The organism is Ferrimonas sp. YIN67 (assembly GCF_057219095.1).
Genome location: NZ_JBXVVJ010000010.1, coordinates 88,168 through 107,141 on the forward strand (window position 1 = coordinate 88,168; position 18,974 = coordinate 107,141).

The 18,974-nt window shown below is 59.0% G+C and carries 15 protein-coding genes; 5 read left to right on the plus strand and 10 right to left on the minus strand.

Annotated features, from left to right (window positions below; genetic code table 11):
• Positions 1-3: 3 nt before the first annotated feature.
• The 3 genes from AC2D8U_RS18310 to AC2D8U_RS18320 are packed head-to-tail and all read right to left on the minus strand — an operon-like array spanning position 4 to position 1,734.
• A complete protein-coding gene (locus tag AC2D8U_RS18310) occupies positions 4-270 on the minus strand; it encodes a phosphopantetheine-binding protein (protein ID WP_484620521.1) in 267 nt (88 codons plus the stop codon).
• Positions 197-1,030 (minus strand): lysophospholipid acyltransferase family protein, encoded by an 834-nt coding sequence (locus AC2D8U_RS18315; RefSeq protein WP_484620522.1) that lies wholly within the window; start codon positions 1,028-1,030, stop codon positions 197-199. Before AC2D8U_RS18315 ends, AC2D8U_RS18310 begins: the two co-directional genes overlap by 74 nt.
• Complete coding sequence (locus AC2D8U_RS18320) at positions 1,027-1,734, minus strand: beta-ketoacyl synthase chain length factor (RefSeq protein ID WP_484620523.1); 708 nt, start codon at positions 1,732-1,734, stop codon at positions 1,027-1,029. Before AC2D8U_RS18320 ends, AC2D8U_RS18315 begins: the two co-directional genes overlap by 4 nt.
• 283 nt (positions 1,735-2,017) lie before the next feature.
• Here AC2D8U_RS18320 and AC2D8U_RS18325 point away from each other — a divergent pair, with 283 nt between their 5' ends.
• The 4 genes from AC2D8U_RS18325 to AC2D8U_RS18340 all read left to right on the plus strand — a co-directional run bounded on the left by AC2D8U_RS18325 (position 2,018) and on the right by AC2D8U_RS18340 (position 4,044).
• Positions 2,018-2,446: a 4'-phosphopantetheinyl transferase family protein gene (locus AC2D8U_RS18325; protein WP_484620524.1), complete on the plus strand. Its 429-nt coding sequence runs from the start codon at positions 2,018-2,020 to the stop codon at positions 2,444-2,446.
• Positions 2,447-2,493: 47 nt separating this feature from the next.
• Positions 2,494-3,399 carry an alpha/beta hydrolase gene (locus tag AC2D8U_RS18330; protein ID WP_484620525.1) on the plus strand — a complete coding sequence of 302 codons (906 nt, stop codon included), beginning with the start codon at positions 2,494-2,496 and terminating at the stop codon, positions 3,397-3,399.
• A 69-nt stretch (positions 3,400-3,468) separates the two neighbouring features.
• On the plus strand, positions 3,469-3,690 hold the full coding sequence (locus tag AC2D8U_RS18335; protein ID WP_484620526.1) for a DUF2897 family protein: 222 nt from the start codon (positions 3,469-3,471) through the stop codon (positions 3,688-3,690).
• 153 nt (positions 3,691-3,843) lie between these two features.
• Entirely contained in the window at positions 3,844-4,044 is a 201-nt protein-coding gene (locus tag AC2D8U_RS18340) for a hypothetical protein (protein ID WP_484620527.1), read from the plus strand.
• A gap of 87 nt (positions 4,045-4,131) precedes the next feature.
• Here the strand turns inward: AC2D8U_RS18340 and AC2D8U_RS18345 are convergent, their stop codons facing one another.
• From AC2D8U_RS18345 to AC2D8U_RS18360, 4 genes are all read right to left on the minus strand, one after another.
• Positions 4,132-7,254 (minus strand): efflux RND transporter permease subunit, encoded by a 3,123-nt coding sequence (locus AC2D8U_RS18345; protein WP_484620528.1) that lies wholly within the window; start codon positions 7,252-7,254, stop codon positions 4,132-4,134.
• Positions 7,254-8,324, minus strand: a complete 1,071-nt coding sequence (locus tag AC2D8U_RS18350) for an efflux RND transporter periplasmic adaptor subunit (protein WP_484620529.1) — start codon at positions 8,322-8,324, stop codon at positions 7,254-7,256. The genes AC2D8U_RS18345 and AC2D8U_RS18350 overlap by 1 nt, the downstream gene beginning before the upstream one ends.
• Positions 8,325-8,522: 198 nt before the next feature.
• Positions 8,523-11,669 (minus strand): efflux RND transporter permease subunit, encoded by a 3,147-nt coding sequence (locus AC2D8U_RS18355; protein ID WP_484620530.1) that lies wholly within the window; start codon positions 11,667-11,669, stop codon positions 8,523-8,525.
• Complete coding sequence (locus AC2D8U_RS18360) at positions 11,666-12,745, minus strand: efflux RND transporter periplasmic adaptor subunit (RefSeq protein ID WP_484620531.1); 1,080 nt, start codon at positions 12,743-12,745, stop codon at positions 11,666-11,668. The genes AC2D8U_RS18355 and AC2D8U_RS18360 overlap by 4 nt, the downstream gene beginning before the upstream one ends.
• Positions 12,746-13,034: 289 nt before the next feature.
• Here AC2D8U_RS18360 and AC2D8U_RS18365 point away from each other — a divergent pair, with 289 nt between their 5' ends.
• Positions 13,035-13,394 (plus strand): RidA family protein, encoded by a 360-nt coding sequence (locus tag AC2D8U_RS18365; protein WP_484620532.1) that lies wholly within the window; start codon positions 13,035-13,037, stop codon positions 13,392-13,394.
• A gap of 85 nt (positions 13,395-13,479) precedes the next feature.
• On the opposite strand, the gene AC2D8U_RS18370 is transcribed toward AC2D8U_RS18365, so the two are convergent.
• The 3 genes from AC2D8U_RS18370 to bamC form a co-directional block, all read right to left on the minus strand.
• A complete protein-coding gene (locus AC2D8U_RS18370; RefSeq protein WP_484620533.1) occupies positions 13,480-16,572 on the minus strand; it encodes an efflux RND transporter permease subunit in 3,093 nt (1,030 codons plus the stop codon).
• Positions 16,572-17,636, minus strand: a complete 1,065-nt coding sequence (locus AC2D8U_RS18375; RefSeq protein ID WP_484620534.1) for an efflux RND transporter periplasmic adaptor subunit — start codon at positions 17,634-17,636, stop codon at positions 16,572-16,574. The genes AC2D8U_RS18370 and AC2D8U_RS18375 overlap by 1 nt, the downstream gene beginning before the upstream one ends.
• 250 nt (positions 17,637-17,886) lie before the next feature.
• A complete protein-coding gene (gene bamC / locus AC2D8U_RS18380) occupies positions 17,887-18,969 on the minus strand; it encodes an outer membrane protein assembly factor BamC (protein WP_484620535.1) in 1,083 nt (360 codons plus the stop codon).
• Positions 18,970-18,974 lie beyond the last annotated feature (5 nt).

Sequence of the window (18,974 nt, forward strand, 5' to 3'; positions counted from 1 at the left end):
GGCTCAGGCCTCCTCTTTGTGGGATTCAACAAAACGTGCCAGGGCACTGACCGAGGCAAAATGCGCCCGGGTCTCTTCGGAGTTGGCGTCCAGCTTTACGCCGTAACGCTTCTTGATGGCCACGCCCAGCTCCAGGGCATCAATGGAGTCCAGACCCAGGCCGTCCACAAACAGTGGTGCATCGGTCTCAATCTCCTCAGGCTGAATGTCTTCCAGCTCCAGAGTGCTGACAATCAGTTGTTTCAGTTCGTTTTCCAGTTGTTGGCTCATAGTGCTCAAGCTCTTGTATAAATTTTGACTCCAGCTGACGCGTCAGCTGCCTTACTTGACGGGCACCGGGCCCGTCTTCGATCTGATACGTCCATTGCGGCAACACCGTCAGGGTGAGATGGATCCGGCTCGGTGCCACCTTGTACCAGGGCTGTCCCTTGGTCAAGGTGGTGGGCGTACAGTGGATCAATACCGGCACCACAGGGCACCGGGTATGGGCCAGGATATGGGCCGTGCCACGCTGCATCTTCAGCGGTTGGCCCGGCACCGTCCGCGTCCCTTCGGGGAAAACGATCAGGTTGTCCCCTCTTGCCAGCTTTTGTTGGCAGATCTGCATCACCGCCTCAGGTTCATCATTGCTGATGTAGCCTGCGGCCTTGATGACATAGCGCATAAAGGGGTTGAGCAGCAGCGCCTGTTTGACGATGCAATTGGTGTGGGGCAGCAGGGCAATCATGGCGACCACATCGAGCAGGCAGGGATGATTGGCGATGAAGATCACCCCTTCCCGGCCCTGCAGATGCTGGGGATTACGCACCTCAAGCTTTGCCACCCATAACGCCCTCATCATGGCGAAAAAACCACGGAACATCAGATGGACACAGCGCTGAGCCCGGCGTTCCCGGGCCATCGGCTTACCGGGCAACAGGGCCAGGACGGGAAACAGTAAGAGGCCTGCCAACAAGCCGCCGATCCCAAATAGGGCGAAACAGAGGCCGGTCGCCAGGACACGATAGCCTTGATATAAGGATTGGATCATGGTGTCCACCGCCACCTCAACAGTCCTTGAGGTCGAGGCTGAGCATAGGCTTCAAGCTGGCCGGACAGCAGGCGGAGCAGGTGCCAGGCCAGGGGAACGGGGTCCAGCTCTGTGGACTCGCCCGCGGGTTCGACCCTTAACAGGCTCTGGGCCGAGTGGGACAGGCGCAGCGCCAAGGCGACCGGCACCTTGATCTCATGATCAAACTCGGCGAAGCGTTCAGGAATGGGATCTTCGACAAACACCACCAGGACATCCTGGGTGGGCGTCAACTGGGCTAGCCCCTCGATCAGGCCTGCAAGCAGGCTGTCCAGCCCCGCCGAGACCGAGGTCGAGGGCGCACGGTTGCCCGTCTGGATCCCATAGGTCCCCGATGCGGTATTGTGAACCGAGTGACTGAACTTGGTGGGCGAGAGAGGCTCCCCCTGGAGTGCGGCATCAAGCAGGGCCACCGTGCCCGCCACTTCGCCATGACGGGACGCAAAAACCGTTGGCAGCTCATGTCCCTGGACCAATGGCTGGGTAACCTGCAGCGCCATCTTAGACAGGCGGGTCATACGCCGCCGTGCCATCGCTGGCACATTGGGCAGGCCTGGCATTGGGCCATCGACAGGCTGCGGCGTTGCGGGCAGCGCACTGAGCTCCTGCGTATCAGGGACCCAGCCGACCCATTGGGCAACGGGGAAAGAATACAAGGCCGACATCACTTCATCCCTTTGTATACAGCCACGGTTCAATCGTCCATGTTAAAGTTATCGTCAACTGCCCGCGAGTTTACTCCTCAACGTGTCAATTTCAAAGCCCTCCGCCGGTTCTATGGCGGGATCCCTTATCATTCGGTCAAAAAGTGGTAATTGCTTAATTGCATTGCAAAAATTACAACCCTGCAGCAACAAGGAGAAGGCCTCCCGAAGAAGGAGCAAAGCGGAACAAAGGAACGCAATCAATGCGTTATATACATCGCTAAGGCAAACGCATGACCTGCCCTTGCGCATAGACCGTGAGGAGAACGGAAAGCCCCGACTCAACGGCACTCCTTGGCAGATCAGCCTGAGTCACAGCGGCGACTGGCTCGCCCTGGCGCTGAGCCGGGATCATCCCATCGGCATCGATGTCGAGCAGCACAAAGCCCGGCGGGACGTGGATCGCCTGAGCGATCAACTGCACTGGCCGCGGGGGCACTTTTACCACAGATGGTGCCTGTATGAGGCCTGGTATAAATGGGGCAATACGGATCTGGCCCGGCTCGGCCGCCAATGTGCTCGCCACTCGATGACCCTAAGGTTTATCCAGGAGCCAGAGCTCAACCTGTGTGCCTGGCAGCCCGCCAAGGGGGTAACCCTGGCCATCGCCGGCCACCCAGACCGGCTTGACCCGGATTTTGTGGCTAAACTGATCTCTCTACGGATCTCCTGACGCGGTAAAGGACTACTGAACGGTCCAATATTGTGCCCGGAGGTGACATGCCAGTCTTCCTTGTGCTGCTTACGCTGGCCCTGCTCACAGGATGCACCAACCCCTTCTATGCACCCAGTAAGCAGATCGGTCGGAGCGCGCACAGCTTTCCCCACCGAGTCGAAGAGCAGTTCCTGCACTCGGCTTCTGGCAATCGACTGCACCTGCAGTACCATCACACCTCCCTGCCCCGACGGGGACTGCTGCTGCATTTCCATGGCAATGCCGGTAACCTAAGCCAGACTTGGGAAAAGGTCGACTGGCTGACCGAGCACGGCTATGACGTCTTGATGTTCGACTACTCTGGCTATGGCCACTCCGAAGGTACGCCGAGTCGAGAGGCTCTGGCCCAGGATGCGAGCAGCGTGCTAGCCTTTGCCGCCGCAGTGCCCCTGAGCAACCAACAAAGTCGCCTGATCATGGCCACCTCAATGGGGGGGGCCGTTGCCCTTCATGGCCTGATGCAAGAAGGCGGGGCATGGGAAGAGGCTTTCGACCTGATGATCATCGACAGCTCCTTCGATCGCTACTCAGAACTCGCCCATGCCGTGATCGCCAGACACCGGCTGGCCAGCCTGCCTGCCCTGTTGGCCCGTACCCTGATCAGCGATGACGATGCCCCCGTGGACAACATTGCCCGACTCAAACACCTCCCTCTGCTCATCACCCACTGTGTTGATGACCAACTGATCCCGATGGAGAGGGGGATAGAGCTGTACCGAGCGGCCCAAACGCCAAAACGCTTCTGGATGCTGTTCGGCTGCGATCATGCCCGCGCCTTTACCCGCGAGTTTCCCGCCCACCAGCGCCAACTGCTGCTGCAACTGAGCCAGTTGGATCGTTACCCAAGCGGGGACGGGATCGCCGTCACCACAGAAATACGCAACACGGATAGATCCCAAGGCGCTCAATGAGTGCCGCAACGCGACAGGCACGAGTGTGAAGGAGTACACTCAACCCAAGACAGGTTTTTGGAGTCCATCATGGAAAAGTGGGAACTGTGGCTACTGATCGCCGTCGTGCTAGGCGTGATCGTCAGCAACATCATGCTGCTCAAACACACGGCCCATATGAAACTGCCCCCCTTCCTTGGCAAGAGCAAGTTAACGCCGAAGGAGAAGGAGACGGTGGAAAAGCGTAAACAGGAGCAGAAAGCGTGGGACAAAGACGACTGGGACAAGGATGATTGGGATGATAAAGGGTGAGCGCCCATAACAGGGCTTTATTTCATCTTTATGACAAACAAGGTTTTTTTGGCTCAGTCACTGGCAGCCCTAGCGCACCTTTGTTACATTTGTATTGCATATCAATATTTGAGGCCCTCGAATATCGTCACGACTGCTTTACAAGGATTGCCTATGACCTGCCTGCACCGCATCAAGATGTTTGCCACCATTATCGAAAGCCCAACCGGTGGCTCCCAATTCGAACCCAATTGCCGCCCGGAGTCCGACCCGCTGCACGACACCCACAGCATGAAAGACCACGGCCGTACCCACCAGTTATGCAAACTGCTTCACTGTGACTATGATCGCGACACCCTGCTCCCCTCGAAATAGCCTTTTCTTCCCCTAAACGGCAGGGCCCCGTTTTCACGGGGCCCTCTTGTCTCCAGAGAAGCTGACACTCGCATTCATAACCGGGGCTTAGCCGGGTTTCTTGAACAGCACCGTATTGCCTTCAGCCAGCTCTTTGTCCAACTGTCGACCGACAAACTCAGGACTATTGGTATGGCGCGCCAGCAGATGGTAGATCACCGGGATCACCAGCAGGGTGAAGGCAGTCGCCACCAGGATCCCTCCCATCACCACCACCCCGATCACAAAACGGGTCTCGGCACCGGCGCCACTGGCCAATACCAGAGGAATGGCTCCTGCCGCCGTCGTGATCCCTGTCATCAATATCGGCCGCAAACGGGCCTGACCGGCCTCCAGAATGGCCGCATCAAAGGATCGGCCCTGATCCCTCAGTTGATTGGCAAACTCAACGATCAGGATGCCATTCTTGGCCGCCAGTCCCACCAACATGATGATGCCGATCTGGGAGTAGATATTGAGGGTCTGCTCGGTAAACCATAAGGCCAGCAGGGCCCCAAAAGTGGCCAGGGGGACCGTAAGCATGATCACAAGGGGATGAATATAGCTTTCGAACTGGGCAGCAAGCACCAGGAATACCACCACAAGCGCCAAGGCGAAGATAAAGCCAATGGCAGCACCGGACTCCTGATGATCCCGCGATGCTCCCTTATAGCTGACGGAAACCTCCTCCGGCAGATGCTGTTCGACCAGCCCGTTGAGAAACTCCAGCGCCTGATCCAGGGTATAGCCTGAGGCAAGGTTCGCCTCCAGGGTGATCGCCCTCAACCGGTTAAATCGATTGAGCCGGGGAGCATCGGCAAACTCCTCCACCCTGACCAGGCTCGCCAGGGGAATGAGTTCTCCGGTCAATTCGGAGCGTACATAGAGGCTTTGCAGGTCGGCTGCGGTGTTCTGCCTGGCCCGCTCGCCCTCCACGATGACATCATACTCCTCTCCTTGTTGGGCAAAGCTGGTCACCAGACGGGAGCCGAGCATCGACTCCAGGGTCCGACCGATATTGCGGATGCTGACCCCCAGATCGGCGGCCCTTTGATGATCGATCACCACCCGAAGCTGAGGCTTGGTCTCCTTGTAGTCATGATCCAGTGCCAGCAGGCCAGGATTGTCCGCCGCCTTCTCCAGCAGGATATCCCGCCACTGAGCCAACTGAGCATAACTGCCCCCCCCGATCACAAACTGCACCGGCTTACCCACCCCCCGGCCGAATGCCTGGCGCATAACGGGAAAGGCCCGCACACCGGACAGATCCGACAACCGGGCTCGTATATCCGCCACCACCTCAAAGGCGCTGCGCCGCACCGACCAATCTTCCAGGGTGACGATCGCCATGCCTCCGGAAAAATCCTCGGTTCGACCGAACGAGCGCGGTGCCCGGACCAACAGACGCTTGACCTCTCCGGCCTCCACCAGAGGCAATAGCCGCCGTTCGATCTCAAGCATGTATTTCTGCATGTACTCATAGCTGGCCCCCTCAGGACCATTCACCACAACGAACAGCGAGCCCCTGTCCTCCCTGGGGGCGAATTCGCTGGGCAGGGTCAGTGCCAGATAACCACTGCCAGCCAAGGCCAGGATCACCAGGCTGATCACCATCACGGGACGGCGTACCCATTGCTTGAGCACCCTCAGGTAGCCGGCCTTGAGCGTCTCCATCCCGGCATCGACTTTACGCACCAGATAGGGGCTCTGCGCTGCGGGACGCAGCAACTTGGACGCCATCATGGGGCTCAAGGTCAGCGCCACCAGGGAGGAGAGGATCACCGCGGCGCTCATGGCGATGGAGAACTCACGAAACAACTTGCCCAGATCCCCCTCCAGGAAGCTGATGGGCAGGAACACCGCCACCAAAACCAGGGTCGTGGCAACAATGGCAAAGCCCACCTGACGCGCCCCAAGGAAAGCCGCCTTAAGGGGAGGTTCGCCCGCCTCGATGCGCCGGTGGATGTTTTCCAGCATCACGATGGCGTCATCCACCACCATGCCAATGGCCAGGATCATCGCCAGCAGGGTCAACAGGTTAATGGAGTAATCCAGGGCATAGAGCAGGATGAAGGTTCCGATCAGAGAGACGGGTACCGTCAGGGCCGGAATAAGCATGGCCCGAACGCTGCCCAGAAACAGGTAGATCACCACGATCACCAGGCTCAAGGCGATCAACAGGGTCTTATACACCTCGTCGACCGAGGCCTGAATAAAGACCGAGGAGTCATAGGATCGCTCTAACCTCATGCCGTCCGGCAGGGTCGGGTTGATCTGATCCACCAGGCGATTGACCGTCCTGGCCACCTCCAGGGTATTGGCGGTGGATTGCCGGGTGATCCCGATCCCGATCATATCCTGGGTGTTACCCCGAAACATCAGTCGGTCCTCATCGGCCCCCAACTCTACCCGTGCCACGTCGCTCAAGCGGATCCGATAGCCATCTTCGCCAGCCCCCACCACCAGACGGGCAAAATCCTCAGGTTGGCGAAAGCTTCGCTGAACCCGGACTGAAAACACCCGGTCCTGGGATTCGATGTAGCCCGCCGGCAGCTCAACGTTGTCGGCCCGCAGCGCCGCTTCGACATCGCCAACCGACAGGCCACGAGCCGCCAGTTTTTGTCGATCGAGCCAGATCCGTACCGCGTAGTGCCTGGCCCCGCCCAAGTAAACATTGGCCACCCCGTCAAGCACGGAGAAGCGATCCTGCAGATAGCGCCGGGCAAAGTCCGTCAGCACCAGGCTATCGACCCGGTCCGACACCAGGTTTAACCAGAGGATCACCTCAGAGCTGCCGGACGCCTTACTCACCTCCGGCGGCTCCGCCTCTTCCGGAAGGTTATTGAGGATCCGTGAGATCTGATCCCGCACATCGTTGGCGGCCGCGTCGATGTCGCGCCCTATATCGAACTCCAGGGTCACCGATGAGCGCCCATCCTGGCTGGAGGAGAGGATGTCACGGATCCCCTCAACACCCGAGATCCTGTCCTCGATCAATCGGGTGATCCGGCTTTCCACCACCGCTGCCGAGGCGCCCCGGTAGTTGGTCCGGATCTCCACCACCGGCGGATCGATGCTGGGATATTCCCGCAAAGGCAGTTTATCAAAGGCCACCAGGCCAAAGGCGATCAGCAAGAGGCTGATCACCGAAGCAAACACGGGGCGGCGTACTGAGAGATCGGTCAATAACATCAGCCAGACTCCCCAAAGCGCTCAGCACTTTCCACCGTCACGGTCTGGCCCGGGCGAACACTCTGGGTCCCCAGTACCACCACCCGCTCTCCCGGTTCCAATCCGCTGAGGATCTCCACCTCTCCCCGCCGACGTTGGCCCAGCACCACCTCGCGCTGCACCACCCGGTTCTGGGGATCCACCAGATAGAGGTATTGCTTGTTCTGCCTCGGCACCAGCGCTCCCTCAGCCACCACGATGGCCTCACGGCGATCCATCCTTAGGCTCAGGGTCATCAGCATGCCGGGGCGCAGTTTGAGATCCGGGTTGGCCAACTGGGCCCGCACCACCACGGACCGGCTACGGGGATCGATACGGCTGTCGATCCCTTTAACCACACCGGTAAAGATCTGCTCCGGATAAGCCGCCGCTGACGCCTTCACCTCGCTGCCTGGCACCAGGGCCGACAGATAGCGTTCAGGGATGGCAAAGTCCAGTTTGACCACGCCCAGATCATCCAAACTGGTCAGCGTCGTTCCTGGCGTTACCAAGGCCCCCGGGCTCACCTGACGAAAGCCCAGCAACCCGGCAAAGGGGGCCCGAATATAGCGGGCATCCAGCTCGGCCTGATACTGGGCGACGGTAGCCTTCGCCACATCGATGTCGGTCAGCAGCTTATCCAGCTCATTGCTGGCGATGGTCTTATCCCGAACCAGTCCCTCGATCCTTTGATGCTCACGCAATTGCTCGGTCAAGTTCGCCCGAGCCGCCTGCAGCTTGGCCTGTTGCTCGGCATCACGCAGGGTGATCAGTAATTGTCCCTGGGTGGCACGATCACCATCTTCAAAGTGTACTGCCTGCACCCGCTCGGTGATCTTGGCTGCCACCATCACAGACTCCCGTGCTCGCACCGTCCCCAGGGCTTCCACCCGCTGCTCCATTTGTGCCAAGCCGGCCTCGGCCACCACCACCTTGGTCAGCCGCTCTGCCGGCGTCAATGGGGAAGCGCCCTCTTGATCCAACTGCCGGATCGCCCCAATCAGAACCACCGCTACCAGTAGTCCCACTATCCATGCTCCCGCTGTCTTCATGCTTATGCGATCCCTTGCCTCTGACTGACTCAAGTCTACCGAGCAACACAAATGAAACAACCATAAAAACACAAAGTTACATTTACTCTATGACCCGATCGCGAAGCTCCCGGGTGCGCTTCATCAAGCTGAACAGGCGCCTTAACGTAAAACGCCCCGGGCAGTGCCGGGGCGTTATTGAGAGCAAAGCGGACGAGGCTAGGCGGCGTCACTGCCCCGCAGCGGCGCCAGAGCCTTGGCAACCTTGCCACCCTTCTTCTCTCCGGCCAACTGTTGTGCCAGCTCCCGGGAAACAAACTCTGGGCTGGTGGTGTGCTTGGCCAACAGGTGATAAACCACAGGGATCACCAGCAGGGTAAAGGCGGTGGCCACCACGACACCAAACAGCACCACGACCCCAATCACGAAGCGGGTCTCAGCCCCGGCACCGGAGGCCATTACCAGGGGAATCGCACCCGCCGCTGTGGTGATCCCGGTCATGATAATGGGCCGCAAGCGTGCCAGGGAGGCCTCGATGATGGCGTCATCGAATGGCACCCCGTCATCCCGCAGCTGGTTGGCAAACTCGACGATCAAAATGCCGTTTTTGGCCGCCAAACCAATCAGCATGATCATGCCGATCTGCGAATAGAGGTTGATGCTCTGATCGGTAAAGTAGAGCCCCATCAAGGCACCAAAGGCCGCCAGCGGTACCGTTAGCATGATCACAAAAGGATGGATATAGCTCTCAAACTGACCCGCGAGCACCAGGAAGACCACCAGCATGGCCAGGGCAAACACGAAGAACACCGAGGAGCCGGATTCATAGTAATCCTGAGAGGGACCCTTATAACTGATCATCGCATCTTGCGGCAGCAGATCCCGCGCCAGCTCGTTGAGATAGTCCAATGCCTCGCCCAGGCTGTAACCGTCAGTCAAGTTGGCACTGATGGTCACTGCCCGCATCCGCTTGTAGCGGTTCAGGCGGTTGGCATCGGCAAACTCTTCGGTGGTCACCAAGTTAGAGAGCGGGATCAAGGCCCGGGTGCGGCTGGACCGGACATAGATCCCGGCCAGATCCTCGGCGGTGTTCTGCCGATCACGCAGGCCCTCGAGGATGATGTCGTACTCCTCACCCCGCTGTTCAAGGCTGGTCACCACCCTTGAGCCCAGCATGGTTTCCAGGGTCCGGCCTATGTCCCGGATCGAGACGCCGAGATCATTGGCTCGCTCCTGATCGATCACCACTCGGATCTGCGCCTTGGTCTCATGGTAATCGTGGTTAATGTTGCGCAGACCCAGGTTGGTTTCCGCCTCTTCGATGATCAGATCCCGCCACTGGGCCAACTCCTCATAGCTGCCACCACCGATCACAAACTGCACCGGAGCCCCTTCTCCCCTGCCCAGGGGCTGGGGCATGCCGGGATGCACCCGAACCCCGGTGATATCATGCATCAGATCACGGATCTCATTGGCGATCTCAAAGGCACTGCGACGCTCGGACCAATCCGCTAAACGCAGGATCGCCACCCCGTTATTAAAGTCCTGAACCCGGCCCCAGCCACGGGGCGCCCGCATGGAGAGGCTGATCACTTCACCGCTTTCCAGGTAAGGCAACAGTCGATGCTCAACCTCATCGACATAGGGCTTCATATACTCGTAGGTCGCTCCCTGTGGCCCGTTAAGGAACACGTTTATGGAGCCGCGGTCTTCACGGGGAGCAAATTCGCTGCGCAGCATGTTGGCGAAGAAGGCGCTGCCAATACAGGCCACTACCACCAGCAAGGCAACCAGAACCGGGTGTTTGCTCCAGGTCAGCAGCACGCCACGGTAACGGCTCTTGAGGAACTCCAAACCGTTGTCCACCTTACGCACCATCCAGGGGGTGTTGGTGTTGGCCTTAAGGATCTTGGAGGCCATCATGGGGCTGAGGGTCAGGGCGATCAGGCTGGAAAAGATCACCGCGGCGCTCATGGCCACAGAGAACTCACGGAACAGGCGGCCCATGTCGCCTTCCATAAAGCCGGTCGGCAGGAATACCGCCACCAGCACCAGGGTCGTCGCGACAATGGCAAAGCCCACCTGGCGCGCGCCGAGGAAGGCCGCCATCAAAGGCGGCTCGCCCTCTTCGATGCGTCGCTGAATGTTTTCCAGCATCACGATGGCGTCATCCACGACCATGCCGATCGCCAGGATCATCGCCAGCAGGGTGATCAAGTTAATGGAGTAGCCCAGGGCATAGAGCACCATAAAGGAGGCGATCAAAGAGACGGGTACCGTGATCGCCGGGATCAACACCGCCCGCAGGCTGCCCAGGAACAGGTAGATCACCAGGACCACCAGGCCCATGGTCACCAGCAAGGTTTCATACACCTCGTCGATGGAGGACTTGATGAAGACCGAGGAATCGTAATCGGTCTCCAGCGCCATCCCCTCGGGCAGGGTATCGCGCAACTGGTCCACCAGGGTATTGATCCGCTCGGCCACATCCAGGGTGGATGCCGTCGACTGACGGGTCACACCCAGGCCAATCATATCCTGCTGGTTGGTACGGAATTCGCGGCGTTCCTCATCCGCCGCAAGCTCGATGCGTGCGACATCGGACAGGCGGATCAGGTAATCATCCCGCCCCTGACCAATGACCATTCGAGCGAAATCGTCCGCCGATCGGTAGCTGCGCTGGACCCGCAGCGAATACTGCATATGCTGAGACTCCAGAGAACCTGCCGGGAGTTCGACGTTTTCGCTGCGCAGGGCATTCTCAATATCCGAGACGGTCAGGCCACGGGACGCCAATTTTTCACTGTCGATCCACACCCGTACGGCGTAATCCCGGGCTCCGGCGAGGTGCACTTCGGCAACCCCGTCCACCACGGCAAAACGATCCACCAGGAATCGCTTAGCGTAATCGGTCAGCTCCAGGCTGCCCATCTCCTCGGATGTCAGGTTCAACCACATGATCACATCGGAGTTACCCGATGCCTTGGTCACCCGTGGCGAATCTGCCTCACTGGGCAGGCCGATGCGGGACACCTTGTCCCGTACATCATTCGCCGCCACATCAATATCCCGGTTGCCGGAGAATTCGATATTGACCGAGCTTCGACCGTCCCGGCTGTAGGCATTAATATTGCGGATCCCTTCGATCCCGGAGACCCGGCTCTCCACCATCTGAGTGATACGACTGTCCACCACTGCGGCAGAAGCGCCACGGTAGTTAACACTGATGTTGACCACGGGTGAATCAATACTCGGGTATTCGCGCAGGGGGAGCTTTCCGAAAGCCACCAAGCCAAAGGCGATCAACAGCAGGCTGAGGACCGAAGCAAAAACCGGTCGTTTAACCGAGATGTCCGTCAGGATCATCGGCTTGCCCCCATATGGGTAAAGCGCTCGGCGATCTGGGGCACTACCGTCTGCCCAGGCCGGATCCGCTGGATCCCTCGGACCACCACGCGCTCACCCAGCGACAGTCCGGCAATGATCTCCACCTTACCCCGGCTGCGCCAACCCAGTTGGACGCGACGACGCTCAATCACGTTTTCGTCCCCCACCAGGTAAACAAAGTGCTCCTGACGTTGAGCAGTGATCGCCTCTTCCGGAACCACGATCCCTTCCCGCTCATCGGTGATCAGACGCATGGTCATCAACATCCCCGGCCGCAATTTAAGATCCCGGTTGTTGACCTCGGCACGGATCATCACCGCACGAGTCGCCGGATCCACCCGGCTATCGACGCTGATCACGCTCCCAAAGAAGCGATCCTCCGGGTAGGCGGCCACCTGGCCGACCACAGGCTTACCGGGCCGGATGCTTGCCATATGACGCTCTGGAATGCTGAAGTCGAGGTAAACGGTCTGCAGATCATCCAGGGTGGTGATCACGGTATTGGGTGTAACCAGGGCGCCGGGGCTCACCGCACGAAAGCCCAGCAGGCCATCGAAGGGGGCATGGATAGATCGGGAAGCCAGCTCGGCCTCGAAGCGAGCGACCTCGGCCTTAGCCACTTCGATGGCCGTTGCGTATCGGTCTAACTGGCTGCGTGCGATGGTCTGGGAGTGGACCAACTCTTCGATACGTGAATACTCGCGCTGCTGTTCCCTCAGCTTGGCTCGAGCCTCCGCGACACGGGCCTGCTGCACGCCCTGTTCCAGGGTGACCAGCAGATCGCCCTGTTTAACCCGTTGACCGTTCTCGAAGTGAAGCGCCTGGACCGTGTCCGTGAGCTTGGGCGAGATCTGCACCGACTCGCGAGAAAGAATGTCCCCCAAAGCCTCCACCTGGCGGGTCACCGAGGAGAAACCCGCCTCTTCGATGATGACATTGACTGTGCGGTCTCGATTTTCCCGCTCAATACGGTTTTTCACACTGGTTTCTTTGTACCAAACCCCAAGGGAAAGGACTAAAAGCATCACCAGTGCGGTGATTAAACTGTTTCTCATTCTATTTCCAAGCTCAATACGGCAGCCACGCAAGTTTACTGTCTAAAGGGCACGATACAACCGCATTTACGCCGGATTACTCGGCCCACGAGCACCTGGAGCTCACAAAGCGGGATCTCTCCTTCGCTCTGGCATAAAACCTCCCCGGCAGGTTATGCAAAACGAAGACAAAACGCACTGAATGAGGTGAGATTTCCCCCATACCACGGCAGTATCAAGGACCTCGCTTTAGCCCCAAAAAGCCATAGAATAGGCACGCTATATCCCCAATTTGTCAATCGAGGTAAAGATGAACATTGAACGTCTGCAGACCGGCCAACGCATGAGCCGAATCGTCAAACATAACGACACGGTATACCTGTGTGGCCAAGTCTGTGCCGATGCCACCCAAGGGATCACCGAGCAGACTCAAACCATGCTGGATAAGGTGGATGCCCTGTTGCTGGAAGCGGGATCGGATCGCCAGCACATGCTGTCCGCCACCATCTACGTCAAAACCATGGACGACTTTGCCGCCATGAACGCCGTGTGGGATGCCTGGGTGCCCGAAGGGCACGCCCCGGCCCGAGCCTGCGTCGAAGCCGCCATGGCCCGGGAGGCACTGCTGGTGGAGATCTCCGTGGTTGCCGCAGTGATAAAAAGCAGCTAACGGCTAGCAGCTATTCGCTGCTAACAACCCATAGAAAAACCCCCGCTTCTGAGCACCGAAGCGGGGGTTTTTCTTACGAGCGCACTTAAGCCTTAGCCGCGAGCTCCTTCTCCAGTTGTTGGGCCCGGAACTCGGGCGAATGGGTACTCTTCGCCATGAGTCGGTACATCGCCGGGATCACAAAGAGGGTCACCGCCGTCGACAGGGCCATACCGGCGAAGATCACCACGCCGATGGCGTAGCGGCTCTCGGCACCGGCGCCGGATGCGAGTAACAGGGGTACCGAACCAAACAGGGTGGTGAACGCCGTCATCAGGATGGGACGCAATCGCGATGCCGCCCCTTCGATGATCGCCTGTTCGAACGCCAACCCCTTATCCCTGAGCTGGTTGGCAAACTCAACGATGAGAATGCCGTTCTTGGTCACCATGCCGATCAGCATGATCATGCCGATCTGGGAGTAGATGTTAAGACTCTCCCCCGTCAGCAGCAGGCCGATCAGCGCCCCGGCAATGCCCAGGGGCACCGTCAGCATGATGATCATCGGGTTGATAAAACTCTCAAACTGCGCCGCCAGTACCAGGTAAGCGACGATCAGTGCCAGGCCAAAGACCAGCAGAGTATCCGCCTGATTCTCCCGATAACTCTTGGACTCGCCGGAGTAATCGATGGTGATCCCGGGTGGCAGGATCTCCCGGGCGGTCTGCTCCAGCAACTCCAGTGCCTCGCCCAAGGTGTGGCCTTCACCGATCTGGCCACCAATGGTCACCGCCTTGGTCCGCTGGTAACGGCGCAGGACGTTGGCGCTGCCCACCTCCTCGAAACTGGCCAGCGAGGCGATGCTGATCCGCTCGCCATCCGCCGTCGTCAGGTAGATGGAGGAGAGATCCGAGGCATCGTTAAACTGGGCCAGGGCGCCGCGCAGGTACACATCATACTCTTCACCCCGATCCACATAGGTGGTCCGGCTCACCCCACCGAGTACCGCATCCAGGGTCTGGGCGATCTCGCGGGGGCTGATCCCAACCTTGGCGGCGGCATCAAGATCCGGATGCACCAGCAGCTCCGGGGTGTCTTCGTTGTAGTTGGTATCCAGATCGGCCACTTCGGGGCGATCCCGGGTCGCATCGATGATCTTCTTCGCCCACATATCCAGCTCGGGGTAATCGGCCCCGCCGAGGACAAACTGCACCGGATCGCCGGAGCCGCCGCGGAAACCCGGCCCCATGATAAACAGGCGAACATCGGAGAAGCCGCGCATGTCACGACGCAACTGGGCCAGGATCTCTTCCGAATGCTGCTCCCGCTGCTCCCACTCCTTGAGCAGAAGCACGAAGAATCCGGTGGAGTCACCCCGGTTACCAAAGGCCGGCGTCGAGAAGTTCATCGCCTGCAGTGGCCCATCGTCCTCCATCAGGGGCAGCAACTTGGCCTCGATCGCTTCCATGTTCTTCACCATGCGATCGTAGGCAGTACCCTCCTGTCCCTTCACATAGATAAACAACACACCCCGATCTTCCTTGGGCGCCATCTCCGTCTTGACGTTGGGGAACATGGCCACGGTACCTACCAGGGCCACGATAATAATCACCGGACCGGCCCAGACGAATCGCAGCATGGACCGCAAGCCACGCTTATACGCCGCTTCCAGGCGTCCAAAGCCGGCGTTGATCCAGAGGGTGAAGCGGCCGGGTTTGACATTGGCCTTGAGCAGGAAAGAGCTCAGTACTGGCGTCAGGGTCAGTGCCACGATGGAGGAGAAGATCACCGCAACGGACAGGGTAACGGCAAACTCGGTAAAGAACTGGCCCACCATGCCACCGGCAAAAGCGATGGGCAGGAAGATCATCACCAGGACGGCGGTGGTCGCGATCACCGCAAAGCCCACCTCGCGAGTGCCTTCGTAAGCCGCCATCAGTGGCGTCTCGCCCCGCTCCAGGTGCTTAAAGATGTTCTCCACCACCACGATGGCATCATCCACCACCAGGCCGATGGCCAGGATCAACGCCATCAGAGTCAGCAGGTTCAAGGAGAAGCCGGCGAAGGCCGCCACCATAAAGGCGGAGATCAAGGAGACGGGCACAGTCACCGCAGGAATGAGGGTGGCGCGCGCCTGGCCCAGGAAAACAAAGAGGATCAGGACCACCAGGCCAGCGGTGATAAACAGGGTCTGGTACACCTCGGCGATGGATCGGTCGATGAAGATGGTACTGTCGTAGGCCACCTCCAACTCCATGCCAGCGGGCAGCGTCGGCTGTAATTGATTGACCAGGGCGGTAACGCCCTTGGCCACGTTCACCGGGTTGGCATCGGATTGGGCACCGATGGCAAAGCCCAGGGCATTGAGGCCGTTACTCTTAAACGAGGTGGTCTCACTCTTGGCACCGTCGTAGATCTTGGCCACATCGGCAAGGTAAACAGGGCTGCCCTGGGTATTGTAACGGACCACAATACGGGAGAAATCCGCCACGCTGGTCATCACCCGCTCCAGACGCACCGGCATCACCTGATCCCGGCTGCGCATCTGGCCCGCTGGCAACTCCAGGTTTTGGTTGCGCAGTGCCGTTTCCACCATGGCAACCGTGATCCCCTGACCGGCCATGGCCCCCGGATCCAACTCCAGATAGATCACCCGCTCCAGGTTGCCATACAGGTCCACCTGGCTAACGCCAGTCACCAGGGAGAAACGATCCACCAGCACCCGCTCGGCAAAGTCGGTCAGATCGACATTATCCATCTCGGAGCTGCGCAAGGAGAGGCGGATCACCGCATCGCCGCTCACATTGGCCTTCACCACAATGGGCTCATCGGCATCTTCCGGCAGCCGGGACTGAATGCTTTGCACCGCATCCCGTACGTCGGACAGCCCCTCCATGATGTCCCAGTCCAGATCGAACTTGATCACAATGCGGGCGACCCCGGTCCGGCTCATGGACTCGATCTCATCGATACCCGAGATCCCCGACAGCTGATCCTCAATCACCTTAGTGATCTGGGACTCCATCACCGCCGGTGACGCACCGACATAGCGCACCTGCACCGTAACGATGGGAAGATCCACATCCGGCAGTTCACGAACCGCCAGTTTTTCAAAGGCCACCAGGCCGAACAGGGTCATCAGCAGGGACAGCACGATCGCCATCACCGGCCGTTTTACAGAAACATCCGACAGCAACATTAGCGTGCGACCTCATCGCCACCGCCACGAACTTCCGTCACGGTTGCGCCGTCACGGATCGCCACTAGGCCCTGAACCACAATGCGATCACCGACTTCGAGTCCCGCCTCGACGGTCACCCGGTTGCCCTGGCGATCACCGATCTGCACCAGGGTGCGGTGCGCCACGTTATCGCCATCGACGATGTAGACGTAACGATCTGAGCCCGAGTATTCCAGCGCCTGGACCGGCACCACGGGGCGCTCCAGCGACGGCATCTCGAGCGCGGCCCGGGCCATCATGCCCGGCTTGAGGCGGTGATCCCGGTTATCCAGGGCATAACGAACGCTCACCGCCATGTTCTTGCTGTCCACCCGACTGTCGATGGCCACCAACTCGCCGCTGAACGCCTCATTGGCATAGGTGTCGATCCCGATACCTATCTGTTGACCCGGGGCCAAGGCCCCGAGGAAGCGCTGGGGGACAGACAGATCCATCCGCAGAGTATCGAGCTGATCCAGGCTCATCAGGGTCTCCCCCACGGTGATCTGGGCGCCTGCGGCATGGCTGATCAGCCCGACAACACCGGCAAACGGTGCCTTCAGGGTGCGTTTGGCCAACTCGGCATCGGCAATGGCCAGACGGGCCTGAGCCATCGCCACCTGGGCCTCTGCACTGGCAAGATCCGAGGCGCTAACAGCCCCACTGTGCGACAGACGGGTGCGCTCGGACAGTTGCCGCTTGGCATCCAGTAACGCCGCCTGAGCCTCGGCCTGCTGCGCCAGCTGCTGACGATCATCAAGCTTGGCCAGCAGTTGCCCGGCCTCGACTCGATCGCCGCTGTCCACGGCCAACACCGCTAAGCGACCGGCCACTTCCGGTGCGATGGTGACGGCCTGCCAGGCTTCCAGATTCGCGACCAACGCCAAGTTACGGGGCAACTGAGTTGCCTCGACCACTCGGGTTTTCACTTCTGTAGTTTGGTTACGGGGGGCTTCCTGCTTGGCTTCCACGCCAGGTTGCAACCAAAAATAACCGCCGACCACTGCACCCAGCAGGGCGACCGAGAGAGCTTTTTTCAACATGAGGGACAACACTCCAATTTCGTTGCCGCAATGCTACCTGAAACCGCCGACAAAAAGTGTAGGAAACTGTCACAAATGACAAACAGAGCGAAATTACCACTCAAACACCACAAAATAGCAACAGAAGCCAAACAAGACACTGAGCGTCAACTTTTACCATCTGTTATTAAAGGGATTTTTTTCTAAGCCCTATTCGCTTTAGTAACAAAAAAGGGCAGCCAATGGCTGCCCTTTTCATCAAATGACTTGGTTAGAGTTCGCTAACCGCCTTTCTCATGACCTGTTCAAAGTCATTGTAAACTTCAGTTACAATTTCTGCAGGTAAGGGTTGGGCTTCGTTGTCCATCAAGGTAATGGCCGTTCGCTCGCCCATCTCCTCGATACGAACCTGATAGCTGCCTTCATCCAGGGCCAGGTTGTCGTCACCGCCCCAGAGTGCAGACCAGAAACTGCCACTGGGATCGTACTCGACGTAGTAGGTCGCCAGGCTCTTATCCAGATCTCGTACTACGAAACCCAGAGCCGGAAGCACCCGTCCCATACGCTCCCACACGGGATCAAATTTGGCGTCAGCAATAAAAGCTGGGTTACTGTCCAGATCCAGGCCCATCTCCATCTTGAAGCCGCGGCCGTCGCGCAGATCAGCCAGTGCCTTGGCCTTTTGACGCTCGATGTTGATATAGGCAATGGCGCCGTTGAGCATATCGATGGCGTAACGTCGGCGATCGGCGTCCGTCAGGACGATAGAGTCATCGATCCCATCCAATCCCTCTTCATGCTCGATCAGCTCGATGCTGACCGAGCCGGTGCGACCGTGATCCTTAACGACAGACTCAAACTGATAGCGCTGACGCACCTGGTAGACCTTCTCGCGCCACCAGGAGCGACCGATCACCTCATCCGTCTCAATCCAATCGGTTGTCAGCACGCCGTTACCGTCATCGACCAGGGTGATCTCGCGACCGGCGAGAAAATCCTTAAGGGTCTTGTCGATCTCAACCGCCAGATCCACATCATCGTCATTACTTTCGATCAGGATGGTGACGCTGTCGGTACCGTCTTGCAGACGGGTGCCGGATGCCAGGGGCAAAACCTGCAGCGGTGGACGGACATCCAGGCGCTGGCCAACCACATCGCGTTGAGCCTGTTCACCCAAAGCGGGGATACTGAACTCGGTGCTGAATCTCGGCGTATCCAGGTTTTCTGGTACCACCAGCATCGGAGCTTCCCGCTCGTTCAGGTAATCAAAGCCACCACTGGCCTGGCGACGCTCCAGCGGGGTCGAACACCCAGCCAAAGCCAACACCGCCAATGCCACTACAGTCCGTTTCATTCTTT